The 11795-nt window shown below is 66.3% G+C and carries 9 protein-coding genes; 8 read left to right on the top strand and 1 reads right to left on the bottom strand.

What is annotated here, in order from left to right; all coding sequences use genetic code 11:
- Positions 1-49 precede the first annotated feature (49 nt).
- The 8 genes from VB059_RS14510 (at position 50) to VB059_RS03380 (ending at position 9804) form a co-directional block, all read left to right on the top strand.
- On the top strand, positions 50-1417 hold the full coding sequence (locus tag VB059_RS14510; RefSeq protein ID WP_416339489.1) for a condensation domain-containing protein: 1368 nt from the start codon (positions 50-52) through the stop codon (positions 1415-1417).
- On the top strand, positions 1401-3161 hold the full coding sequence (locus tag VB059_RS03410) for a non-ribosomal peptide synthetase (protein WP_323420626.1): 1761 nt from the start codon (positions 1401-1403) through the stop codon (positions 3159-3161). The genes VB059_RS14510 and VB059_RS03410 overlap by 17 nt, the downstream gene beginning before the upstream one ends.
- Position 3162: 1 nt before the next feature.
- Positions 3163-3861 carry a thioesterase II family protein gene (locus VB059_RS03405; protein ID WP_323420625.1) on the top strand — a complete coding sequence of 233 codons (699 nt, stop codon included), beginning with the start codon at positions 3163-3165 and terminating at the stop codon, positions 3859-3861.
- The gene (locus VB059_RS03400) at positions 3848-5161 is read left to right on the top strand and encodes an ATP-grasp domain-containing protein (protein WP_323420624.1); all 1314 of its coding nucleotides are present in this window, start codon (positions 3848-3850) and stop codon (positions 5159-5161) included. Before VB059_RS03405 ends, VB059_RS03400 begins: the two co-directional genes overlap by 14 nt.
- Positions 5158-6396, top strand: coding sequence for an ATP-grasp domain-containing protein (locus VB059_RS03395; protein WP_323420623.1), 1239 nt, complete (start codon positions 5158-5160; stop codon positions 6394-6396). The genes VB059_RS03400 and VB059_RS03395 overlap by 4 nt, the downstream gene beginning before the upstream one ends.
- The gene (locus VB059_RS03390; protein WP_323420622.1) at positions 6393-7712 is read left to right on the top strand and encodes an MFS transporter; all 1320 of its coding nucleotides are present in this window, start codon (positions 6393-6395) and stop codon (positions 7710-7712) included. The genes VB059_RS03395 and VB059_RS03390 overlap by 4 nt, the downstream gene beginning before the upstream one ends.
- Positions 7663-8883 carry an ATP-grasp domain-containing protein gene (locus tag VB059_RS03385; protein WP_323420621.1) on the top strand — a complete coding sequence of 407 codons (1221 nt, stop codon included), beginning with the start codon at positions 7663-7665 and terminating at the stop codon, positions 8881-8883. Before VB059_RS03390 ends, VB059_RS03385 begins: the two co-directional genes overlap by 50 nt.
- Positions 8884-9114: 231 nt before the next feature.
- Positions 9115-9804 (top strand): 4'-phosphopantetheinyl transferase family protein, encoded by a 690-nt coding sequence (locus VB059_RS03380; RefSeq protein ID WP_323420620.1) that lies wholly within the window; start codon positions 9115-9117, stop codon positions 9802-9804.
- A 307-nt stretch (positions 9805-10111) separates the two neighbouring features.
- Here the strand turns inward: VB059_RS03380 and VB059_RS03375 are convergent, their stop codons facing one another.
- Positions 10112-11587 carry an IS1634 family transposase gene (locus VB059_RS03375; protein WP_323420619.1) on the bottom strand — a complete coding sequence of 492 codons (1476 nt, stop codon included), beginning with the start codon at positions 11585-11587 and terminating at the stop codon, positions 10112-10114.
- Between the last annotated feature and the right edge of the window lie 208 nt (positions 11588-11795).

Here is an 11795-nt window from a genome sequence, read left to right as displayed (position 1 = left end):
TCCCGACCCCGAGAGCTCTGCGGAGCCGATGCTCCCTGTCACCTGCGCGATGACCTCCGCTCAGAGGGGCATCTACTTCCAGTGGCTTCTCGAGCCGGAGAGCGCCTACTACAACTACCAGGTGCTGCTCGAGTGCCCGCCGACGCTCGATGTGGACAAGGCTCGGCGAGCGCTTGACCAGGCCCTCCGTGCCAACCCACAGCTGTTCGCGCAGTTCGAGGTTGACCCCAGCGGGAGCTTTGTCCAGACGTTCCCGGTGGACCCGATCCAGGCGCGCAGCGTGAGGGCGTGCGAGGCAGAGTCCGAAGCGGAGGCGCGCCGGCGCTGTCGGGAGCGCGTGGCCCGCCCGTTCGACCTGGAGTGTGGTTCATCCCTGGTAGTAGACGAGATACGCATCAAAAGTGGCTCCACGTGGTTCGTCCTGACGATGAACGAGATTCTGATCGACGGCTGGGGGGCCATGAAGTTTGCGGAACAGATGGCCGACTTCTACCTGAGCGCCGACCCGGAGGCGGAGGAGGCGGTCGTGGCGGAGAGGATTCGCTCCGTCGTTGAGTACTTCCAGAACGCGGTTGACGACGGCCCACTGACGCCCGAGGCTCAAGAGTTCTGGGCTGTATCCCTGGACGGCGTTAAACCAGGGTCGCCGCTGCGAGACACCGACGACCCTGGGTATAACCCCTACGCCGCGTCGATCACCGAGATCTCGCTCGACGGAGCTTCCACGCAGGCCATCCGGTCGGCCGCCCAAGCGTTGGAGTCGAGCCCCTTTGCGATCTTCGTCGCAGCCTATGCCTTGGCGCTTGCGACGACCTCCGACCAGGACGACTTCGTGGTCGGCGCGCCCGTGGCCGGTCGACAGCACGAAGGCACCGACGACCTGCCCACCCTCATGCTCAACATGGTGGCCATTCGAGTTCTCCTGGACCGCAACCAGGCCAGCCTCGATGCGGTGCGCACGCTCACCACATCGACGACGAACGCCACAGCATTCAGCGACAGCCGCTTCGGCGCCGTCGTGGCGGAGTTCGCGGCACACACGAACGACGACCCGCTGTTCAGCACGATGGTGAACATGCTCACCTACCCAACGTCAGAGGTGTGGGTAGGTTCGGGCAGCCTGCGCCTGATCGAGCTGGACACCGGCTTCACGAAGTACGACGGGTCCCTGTATGTGCAGCGTCACGGCGAGGACTACACGCTACAGATCGCACACAAGTTGGCGCACGTCACGCCCGAGCGGGCCCGAACCGTGCTTGCCCTGACGGCGTGGTATCTGACCTCGGACTGGCTCTCCCCCACGGTCAGCGTCGCCGGCCTAATCGCTTCCGCGCAGGCAGCGCTCGACGTGTCCCGCACCGCCACGTTGCCCATGCCGGCGCCCGAGGACGGAGGCGACTGTGCACCCGCCGCTTGACCTGATGACCGGCTCAGCGAGTGCGGCGGACCTGTCTCCGAGCGAGCCGTGTCTCGTGACCGCGGATGGGCAGTTCTTCACCTGGCAGGACCTGCGTGCCGGCGTCCGCGCCTGGCGCGATTGGTTGAGCCGCGGCGACGTCGCCGACCGAGTGGTGGTCGCTCGACTCGACCTCTCCTTCTCCGCCGTTGCGCTCATGACTGCTGCCGTCACGCAGCCCGTTCGCGTGGCCTGGCTGCCGTTGGGGCTGCCCGCCGCACGTGAACGGGACATGGTCGCCTGTCTGAACCCCGAGACCATCCTGGTTGACGAAACGCTCGCCGCAAGCGTCGCGACAGCGGCCCTCGCATCCAGTGGTGAGGCGTCAGACGCCGAGACCGGAATCGACCTCACCTGGAGCGACGAAGCGAAGTTCATCTACTTCACCTCGGGGTCGGAGGGCGTCCCCAAGGCGGTCCAGGTCGGGATGGGCGCGATCCGCAACCGCATCGAATGGATGTGGGACCAATACCCCTTCGACCCGTCTGACCGAGTCGTGATCCAGAAGCCGCTCTCGTTCGTCGCTTCATACTGGGAGGTGTTGGGCTCGGTTCTCGGCGGAGTTTCCGGTGTATTGGTCCGCGGTGCGGACCGGAGCCGTCCGGACCGCTTCTACGATGTGGTGGTAGGCATGAAGGCTACACATCTGTTCTCCACGCCCCCCGCACTGCGGGGGCTTGCCGAGATGGCGTCGGAGCAGTCAGCCTCCTTGTCCAGCCTCAAGTTCGTGTGCAGCAGCGCCGACGTGCTTACCTCCGATGTCGTGCAGCGCTTCTATGCTGCCGCTCCACGTGCACGACTGCTCAATCTCTACGGCGCCACCGAGACTACCGCGAACACTACTGTCTTCGAGGTACCGCGGACGGCAAAGTGGCCGGAGCGCCTCCCCCTCGGACGTCCCATCCCGAACACGAGGATCGTGGTTCGTGACGCCGAGGGGAACGAAGTCGACGACGGTCAGGAAGGCCTGATCTGCATCCAGGGTGCACCCGTTGCGGACGGGTACGTGGACGGCGGGCGTCTCATCGCAGGTGATGGCGTGTTCATCCGGGACGGCTCCGGCTGTGAGGTCAGAACCGGTGACCTGGGTTATCTCGAGAACAATTCGCTTCACCTGACCGGTCGCCGTGACAACGCGGTGAACATGTCCGGCTACAAGATCCATCTGGAGGAGATTGAAGCGGCTGCCCGGAAGCTGGCGGATGCTCCCGGTCCGTGCGGGGCGGTGTACCTCGACGCTGCCGAAGAACAGTCTCTGGCCTTGGTGATTCCCCGGGACTGGGAGCAGCAGGTGACGCATCAGGCGCTGTCGCAGCTACTGCCACCCTATATGGTTCCCCAGCAGATCGTGCCGGCCGATCCGGTGCCGACGGTACGGACGGGAAAGGTAGATCGCAGCGGCTGTCGCGCACTGATCTCGACGCGCGGGTCGGCCCCGCGAACCGATACTCCCGCCCAAGATCCGCATAGAGCAGCCGTCGAGCGACTGTGGTCCGCGGCGCTGGACCAGGGCTCAGGCGCCTCCGCCGCCGACTTCTTCGCCTCGGGTGGCGATTCGCTGCGGGCGGTGCGGCTGTTGGCCTCACTGCGGAAGGAGCTCGGGTTTCGCATCCCGCTGCGGGCCTTCTACGCGAACCCAACGATCTCGTGTCTGGTTGCGTTGCTCGCGTCCCACGTGGACGGGGGTGAGGGACTTGAGGCCTGACATGTGGCAGCACGTCAGCGATGGGGATCCGGCCCTGGGCACGGTCCTGATGTTCCCTGCAACCGGCGCCGGCGCACCGGCGTTCCGGTCGATGGCGGCGTTGGAAGGCGAGCGATCCGTGTGGGCCTACTGCCCTCCGGGGCGAGGTCGGAGGCTCCTTGAGCCCGGCATCCATGACATCAATGAGTTTGTCGCGCGCGTCATGGAGTCACTGGAGGTGCCGCAGGGGCCTCTGGTGGTGGCGGGCGTCAGCTTCGGCGCCGCACTCGCGTTCAACGTCTGCGCCGCCTTGGAAGCCGAAGCGGCGGGAGCCGCGCGACTCGTCGCACTGTGTGGGCTGAGCCCCAGCAGCTACCGGCAACAGGAGGAGGGGTGGGACTTGGGTTCCGCCCGCGCGAGGATGATCGACTACGGGCTCACGCCGCCCGCTGTCCTCGAGTTCGACGAGGCCGAGGATCTCTTCGTTCGTCCGACACTGGACGACCTCTTGCTTGCAGAGTCCTACAACGGGACGGAAGCCGCGCCGATTGCCGCGCCGATCGTGTGCGTGGCGGCCTCGGACGACAGGCTCGTCCCGCTGACGGAGGCTGACGGGTGGCGCCGTGCCACCACGTCAGATTTTAATCTGATACACGTAGATGGTGGCCACTATGCGCACACTAAATTCGGTAGATGGGAATGGCTCAATGTTCTCGCATAATGACGCGGCGGAAGATCACCGATGGGCGGTGCTGGTGGGGGCCACCACCTCAGGGTCCAGCGCTTCCCAGCACTGGTTCCAGGGTTTCCTGAAGGCGTGCCGGCAGCGGAAACTGATGATCTGTGGCGTTGACTTCGAGGGCTCGATGGCGACGAAGACCCCGCCGATCCCGCTGGACTGCTTGATCACGGTTCCGGGAGAGTACACCAGAGAGCTATCGAAGGAAGCTTTGGCGCAGGTTGTCGACGAGCTGCACAACTGCCGAGTCGTCGAGGTCGCATTGTCCGTTGCATTGCGCGAAAACTACCAGATTCCCAACAGTCAGCTGGTCGAGACACTGGGGCTGCGGGGGAACTCGATCCAGTGCATCGAGCTGATACAGGACAAGCCTGCATGCCGGGACGCACTGCGACGCGCCGGCGTGGTCCAGCCTCGGAGTCTTCGCATTGCCGGGGTCGAGTCGGACGGGAACGTTCGCGCCGTCGATTCCGCCGGAATCCCAGTCGAGACCCGCGTGGACCTGAGCTCAGGTTGGATCGTCAAGCCGGCCACGGGCATGGGCAGCGTCGGAGTGAGCTACGTCACCGACCCGGGCGAGCTGGCTGCACTGGGGCCCGAAGTCGGAGCCGGCAGCTACTGCCTGGAGGAGTTCATCCACGGCGAGGAGTTCTCGGTTGAAGCCATCACCGTGGCCGGCCGGGTGCGCCTCTACGCGGCCACAGCGAAGACCACCAACGAGTGGTTCGTCGAGACCGGTCACCGCCAGCCGGCGCCACCCCACAAGGTCCCGCCCACTGAGGATCTCGCGCTCCAGCTGCAGGCGTGCGTCACCGCGTTGGGCATCCGATGGGGGCATCTGCACGCCGAGTTCTGGGTAGTTCCCGACGGAAGTGTCGTGTGGGGTGAGTTTCACGTGCGTCAGGGCGGTGACTTCATTGCGCCCGATCTCGTTGAGGCGGTGCGCCCCGGGCTGGACTTCTACGGGGAACTGGTCAATTCGCTGAGCGGAGTCGCGCTGGACGAGTTGGCGCCGGTGGCCCAGTATGCCGGGGTGAACTTCATCGAGACGGCCTCGGGGCGCGTGGTAGCGACGGCTCTGGCCGACCAGGTTCCTACGGGCGTGGTAGTCCACTGGGACTGCAAGCCTGGCGATACCGTGACCGCGCTGAATGGGTTGCGTGCTCGCGTCGCGGCAGTCGTGGCACGAGCAGACGACGAAGAATCGCTGGAGTCCCTGCTCACCGGCGTCTCGGATGGATGCGAGTGCCGAGTGGTCTCGCAGGTGAGGATCGACGTATGACGCGCCGGACTGCGATGGTGGGTGTCAATCGCAATGCGGCCCAGCAACTCCGGTCGTCGGGGGCCAGCCCGACGCTTTTCTGTGAAGAGCCCGAACTGTGGGAGGCGAAGCAACTCACGTCGTGGCTCGACGAGGTGGGACTGTCCGACGCCAAGCTTGTGTGGTTCGACTACCAACATGAGCCCCCGACATCCACGGCCGCGGTGGCGCAGACTCTTCGCAGTGAACGGATCGACGGGGTGCTGCCGGGGCTGGAGTACGCGGTCGAGGGTGCCGCGGCGCTCGCCTCATCGCTCGGGCTCCCGGGAGCAGGGGTGGAGGCGGCACACATCCTGCGTAACAAGGCGCTGTTGCGTGAGGCGACCTCGCACTGCGCGTGGGGTACGGTCCCGTTCCGCCACGTGACCTCTGCAGAGGACCTCGCCGACTTTCTGGCCGGGCAGCCGAACGACGTCATCGTGAAGCCGGTCGATCGGCAGGCGAGCCTCGGCGTGGTTCGGCTTGCCCCTGGCGCGGACGTGCGCGCTGCCTGGGTCGAGGTCGTCGGCGGCGCCGAGCCGAACCAGACCATCCACGGGTGGGTGGGGTTACGGCAGGCACTGGTCGAGGAGTGCCTTGTCGGGGACGAGTGCAGCGTGGAAGCGCTCGTCCGCGATGGAGCCGTGGTGTGGGTCAACCTCACGGCGAAGCACGTCCTCGAAGGCGAACACCGGGTGGAGATCGGCCACGAGATTGTCCCCGTCGAGGAGTGGTGCTGGCAGACCATGCAAGAGTTGGTGGAGGCCGTCCACTTCCGCTCCGGGCTGCTGCACGCCGAGTTCATGCGCACGGCGCGTGGTCCCAGACTCATCGAGTGCGCCGGTCGCCCTCCAGGCGATCAGATCCTCAACCTCATCGAGCAGGCGTGGGGATTCTCCCCGACGGCGGCGTGGAGCGCGATTCTCTGCGGCGACCGGCCGACGCTCCCGACCGCGCCGCGCGGGCGGGCCTCTGTGGCCTTCGTGTACTCCACCGATGATGGCGTGGTGGACGTGGTGCCGGATCGCGCCGTGGTCCCGCCGCAAGCCGTCGTTTCGGTCACTGTCACGCCGCAGCAGGAGGTACGACGGCCGCGCTCGTCCTGGGATCGTCTGGGCTACGTCGTCACCTCCAGTGACATGGGTCTTCGGGGGAATTACGCTGAAAGCCGAACGTTCGCCGACCTTCTTCGACCGCGCTTGTCGGAGCGGCTGTGAGTGGGCAACGCGCGCAGACGGACAGACCTCACCTGCCAGCGCGCGTCTTCGCCCTGATCGCCTCAGATCAGGTCCTGAGTCAGTCCTCGTACTTCGCTGTCATGCCGGTCTTGCCTCTGCTGCTGACGCTCAAACTGGGCGACAACCAAGCACAGTGGGTGGCATGGGCCATAAGTGCACTGACCCTGATGACACGTGGCGGCACCCTCTTCGTCGCGCCGCTGCTGCACCGACTCTCGGTGCGGGGATGCGTTCGACTGGCGCTGAGCCTGATTGCGGTCGCATACGCCGTCGTCGCCCTTAGTGGGAACCCCTGGGTCCTGATCATCGCGTTGGGCGTCGCGGGCCTGGGCTTCAGCGTGAACGGGACCGGCGTGCGCGGTTTCGTGTTGCTGGCGACATCCGACAAGCCCGCACAGAACAGAGGGTTCGCCGTCATCCAGGTCGTCGCAAACTGTTGCGCCGCCTTGGGCCCGATCCTCGGCAACATCGTCCTGGCCCGCGGCTTCTACACCCCCTTCCTCCTGGGTGTGAGCGGGGTCTTCGTCCTGGCCGCCATCCTCACCCCGCTTGCCGCACCGGCCGAGCTCATGCTGAATCAGGGATCGCTGCGCCCGCCGCTGACCCTCGGTATTGTGCGGGAATTGGTGAACACGCCCAGCCTGCGCCGCATCACCCTTGCTGCGACACTGGGGAGCATCCTGATGGGCCAGTTCTTCTCCAGCTTCACGCTCGTCTTTTCGGGCGTGGCGGACAGCCCTCTGATGCGAGCCTTGTTCTACACGTTGAATGGCGCCCTTGTGGTGATCATTCAATTGCCGGTCTCGCAAGTAGTGGAACGGAGTCTGCTGCGAGGTTCGTCGGTGCAGTCCGTCCTGGTCGCCGGCGTGTGCATCCTCGGGCTCTCGATGCCCCTCTTCGCTGCACGGAGCGGGACGATCGGCGTCGTGCTCGTCTGCTGCGGCGTCGTCCTGTTCTCACTGGGCGAGACAGTGTTCACCCCGATTCTGAATGTCGCATTCGCCAATGCGACCGAAGGTCGGCCCGTGGTGGAGTCGATGAACATGCGGCAGATCACCTCTGCCGCCGGAGAGAGCATTGGAGTATGGGCAGGCCTTTCGCTCCTTGTCTCGTTGACGGCACACCAGTTCGACATTCTTTACTGGGTCGGCTTATTCACCTTAGCGGCCATGACCTTGCTCACACTTATCCCCCGGCTTTGGAGAACGAACAATGCGAGTATTGCTCTTCGGGTATCAAACGGCGATGATCGCCGATCTGCAGACGGCGAAGATCGACATCGCGTGCATCGTTGAAGACCCCGAGGTCTTCGAAAACAAATCGGTCGCCACCCGACTGGAGACCCTGGGCTATCGTGGGCGCACCCTGCAGGTCCGGTTCCATGAAGGACTTGGCAGTTTCGATTGGCTAGAGGATTTCCGCGGTCAGGTCGACGGGGTCATCCCGACGCTTGAATACGGGGTGCTTGCCGCTGCGCAGGCGGCCGAGCATCTGGGCTGCCCCGGCGCGGGGGCAGAAGCGGCACGGGTACTTCGGGACAAGGTGGCCCTGCGCGAACGAACGAACGCCGCAGGCACCCTGCCACCCGTGTGCTTTGCCGACGTCAGGAGCCCTGAGGACATCCGAGACTTCGCCCACGCCGTCGGCTACCCGATCGTGGTCAAGCCTGCGAACCGGCAGGGCAGCCTGGGGGTGTCCATCGTGCGCGCGGAGGATCAGATCCCCGTGGCGTTTCACGAGGTATGCGACGTCGTCGAGTCCCGCGAGACCGGCCGTGAGGGACTGCCACTTCGGGTTGTCACAGAAGAGTTCCTCCACGGTGCAGAGGTGAGCGTCGAAGCTCTCGTGAGAAGCGGTCTGGTGGTCTGGACCAATGTCACGCTGAAGGAGAAGTTCGAGTGGAAGCCGGTGGAATCGGGACACTCCGTCGGATGGCCGCACGGTCAGTGGGTCACCCGCATGCAAGCGCTGACCGATGCCATCGCCTTTGGCAGCGGGCTGCTACACGCCGAGTGGATCTGCCCATCCGAGCCGGCGGAGCCACGGCTCGTGGAGTGTGCCGGGCGAGCGCCCGGGGACAAGATCGTCGAACTGATCAACCTAGCTTACCGGTGTTCCCTGCGGGAGCAACAGGCTCGCTGCCTGTGCGGACAAGAGACCGACCTCGCCGTGGCGAGCGTGGCGGGGGCGGCAATCCGGTTCTTCGGGACTGCTACAGCAGGGATCGCCGGATTCACCGACCTGGCACAGGACCGCGCCGCCGAGCTGGGCGTGGTGGAGCTGGAGTTCGACGTGGCCCCGGGGACCCGGGTCCCGGTTACTGATTCATCGTGGACACGGCATGGGCACGTGTTGTGTGTGGGTGATTCGCCCGACGAGGCGAACGAGCGTGCAGCCATTGCCTGCGCAGCGGTCGGCTTCGAGATCCGACCGTCCACGGGCTCATGCACCGCGACTACCCCGTAGCCCGTGCCGGGCCTGCGCCGAGGGTCCTGGCGCCAGACTCGCCTGAGGTGATGAGCTTGATCATGAGCGTGCGCGCCACCACACTGCTGTCGGGCTCGCAGACGTGACAGTGACGCGGCCAGGCAGGGCTCCGTCGGTCCGGCCCGATGGACAGGTCGCGCAGCACAATCACGACCAGCGTCCTCCCGTATGTGCGGCGCCGTGATGGGCGACAACGGTCCCCTCCCGTCCATGCCCGCTGTTGTGGAGAACTCGCGCTCGCTCATCCGATCCCTCGTACCGCCCTGGGTCCACACCGCAGAGGCCTACGGCCACGAGTCGTCTATCGTCCTCTTCCCCGCCGAAGCCTCCGCTATCGCCGGCAGCGTCGAGAAGCGACGCAAGGAATTCGCTGCAGTTCGAGCATGTGCGCGGCAGGCGCTGGAGAGCCTGGGCCTGCCGGCATCGCCGTTGGTACCTGCAGTAGACCGCACGCCCCGCTGGCCTGAGGGGGTGGTCGGCTCCATGACGCACTGCGAGGGCTACTGCGCGGCCGCTGTCGGTCGCGGCTCCGACGTGCTGGCTCTGGGTATCGACGCCGAACCGAACCTCCCGGTGCCCGAGGGGGTGCTGTCCGCGTTCGCCGGAGCCGGTGAGGTGGTCCACCTTCGGGGACTGCCTGTCAACGGGGTGGCGTGGGACCGCCTACTGTTCAGCGCGAAGGAGGCCGCCTTCAAGGCCTGGTACCCGCTCACCCACCGATGGCTGGACTTCACCGACGCGACTGTCAAGATCGACCCCCTCGGGACGTTCCGCGTCACAATGGTGACCGCCCAGGCGCGCCATCCCCGGTTCCCCTGGCGAACGTTCAACGGCCGCTGGGGGACGGCGGCGACTGTCGTCTCGACCGCCATCGCCCTCCGGCGGCCCGACCGCGGCTAGGAGGGGCCGTCCGCCCCGACCTTGCAGCACGGCCGCGCACGCGCCCAATCCTGGCAATCATGCACGTGCGGTCCTCGCATGCGGCGACAGGCCTGCCCACGTGATCGTCGACGAGGCCACCCGGCCCGGTCGCGGTGGTTGCCCCCTGACCGGGCCCCAACGCGACGCCGCCGAACCTCGTCCTGGCCGCCTACCGGCCCACCGGCACGGGCAAGATCGAATGCCAGGTCGACATCGTGCGCGACCACGTCGTGGCCGGGCGCCGGCTCGGCTCCCTGGCTGAGCTCCAGACCTGAGTTGGACCGCTTTAGTGCCCCGGTAGCGCGTCGAGGATGGCTTGGGCTTCTGGTCCGGGTTGGGTCGGGGCGGTGATCTGTTGGCCGGCGATGGTGATGGTCACTGTTCGCAGAGGGCGGAGGGTCTGGACGAGCTTCTTGATGCTGATCCCGGTCAGCGTCTGCAGGTGTCTGGCGAGGGCCAGCGCGGTGAAAACGATGGTGAGGTGAGCCTCGATCGCGTCGCGGGTGCGGTGAAAGATGGGCCGGGCTTTCAGGTCGGATTTGGCCATCCGAAAGGACTGCTCGACCTGCCATAGGTCCCGGTAGGCGGCGACGACCGCGGGGCCGGCCATCGTGGTGGGGTCCAGGTTGGCCACGTATCCCTTGAACCCGGCGGCGGCGCGGACGCGTTCGACCAGGACCCAGTCCACGTCCCGGCCCGAATCGGCGAGTTTGACGAAGCGGTGCTTGCCGATTGGGGCCTTGCCGGCGGCGATGTTCTCGGCCCGCTCGATCTGCTTGTTCAGTGTCTGCTGGTCCCGACGCGCCCGTGCGGCGGAGTAGTGCCAGACCACCCGCCGCTCGCGGCGGTCCTTGCCGGCGCCCATCGGGCGGGTGACCTCAAACGTGGCGTCGTCGGCCAAGTAGTTGCCGTGGGCCTCGAAGTGGTCCTCCAGCTCGGCCGGTGCTTTGGACTGGCGGGCGGCGACGATGAAGGAGAACCCGGCGTCCTCCAGCGCGTTCAGGTTCGCCGCCGAGAGCATGCCCGCATCGGCGACCACGACCAGGTCGCTCACTTGGTGGCGGGCCTGAAAAGCGGTGATGACCGGGATCAGGGTGGTGGTCTCTGCCTTGTTGCCCTCGAACACGTGCACGTCCAGCGGGAAGCCGGACGGGTCGACCAGCAGTCCGACGGTGATCTGTGGATCGACGCGGCGTTCCTTCGACATGCCGACCTTGCGCAGCTTGTCCTCGTTCTCGACCTCGAAGTAGAGCGTGGTCAGGTCGTAGAGGACCATCGCGACCGGCTTGGCGCCGCCGGCCGAGACGTGCGCCCAGCACGCGCCGGCGACCAGGGCGCGGTAGTCACGCCCGACGCAGCGGGCCAGGGAGCGCTTGATCGTGGACAGGTGCGGGCCTACGATGCCCAACTCGTCGATCACCCGGATCGTGTCGAGTTTGGAGACCGGCTCGATGATCCGGGCCAGCACCAACGCCTTGAACGCCTCGTCCTCGAGCGCGTCGAAGCCCAGACGGTCGTAGGCGTCGGCCAGCACCGTCCACAACAATTCCGACCGGTTGGCCGTCACGACCGCCGCGCCCCCGGAGGGCCGCGGCGCTGCTGTGGGCGCCTTGTCGGCCTCGAACAGCTGGCCCTGGCCTTCGTGGAGCTTGCGGTCAGCGACCGCGAGCAACGCGACCAGTTCGGCCTCGGTGTGAGCCGACCCGAGATGCTCCAGGATCCGGCGCTGACCGGCCTTCTTCTCCACGATCTGCACTGCCATCGCACCGGAGGCAGTCCTCACCTTGCGCACGAACGGACTCACCCAACCAACCCTAGCTGTGCCGTTAGCCCCGGTCTTTCATGAGTGTCGGTGAGGCGAGGTCATGCGATGTCGTCGTCCCCGCCGGTGGTCGGTGTGGTGTGGGGGCATGGTGAAGGGCCGGCTGGCGCTGCCGGGCTGCGGTTCTCCGGGGTCCTCGTGTCGTGGT

The sequence above is a fragment of the Raineyella sp. genome (genome assembly GCF_034933565.1).
Taxonomy (GTDB): domain Bacteria; phylum Actinomycetota; class Actinomycetes; order Propionibacteriales; family Propionibacteriaceae; genus Raineyella.
This window is presented reverse-complemented; position numbering and strand designations above follow the sequence as displayed.

Coding starts and splice junctions, on each gene's coding strand:
- VB059_RS14510 (WP_416339489.1), top strand. CDS start 50: ATGACCTCCGCTCAGAGGGGCATCTACTTCCAGTGGCTTCTCGAGCCG.
- VB059_RS03405 (WP_323420625.1), top strand. CDS start 3,163: ATGTGGCAGCACGTCAGCGATGGGGATCCGGCCCTGGGCACGGTCCTG.
- VB059_RS03400 (WP_323420624.1), top strand. CDS start 3,848: ATGTTCTCGCATAATGACGCGGCGGAAGATCACCGATGGGCGGTGCTG.
- VB059_RS03395 (WP_323420623.1), top strand. CDS start 5,158: ATGACGCGCCGGACTGCGATGGTGGGTGTCAATCGCAATGCGGCCCAG.
- VB059_RS03385 (WP_323420621.1), top strand. CDS start 7,663: ATGATCGCCGATCTGCAGACGGCGAAGATCGACATCGCGTGCATCGTT.
- VB059_RS03380 (WP_323420620.1), top strand. CDS start 9,115: ATGCCCGCTGTTGTGGAGAACTCGCGCTCGCTCATCCGATCCCTCGTA.
- VB059_RS03375 (WP_323420619.1), bottom strand. CDS start 11,587: ATGGCAGTGCAGATCGTGGAGAAGAAGGCCGGTCAGCGCCGGATCCTG.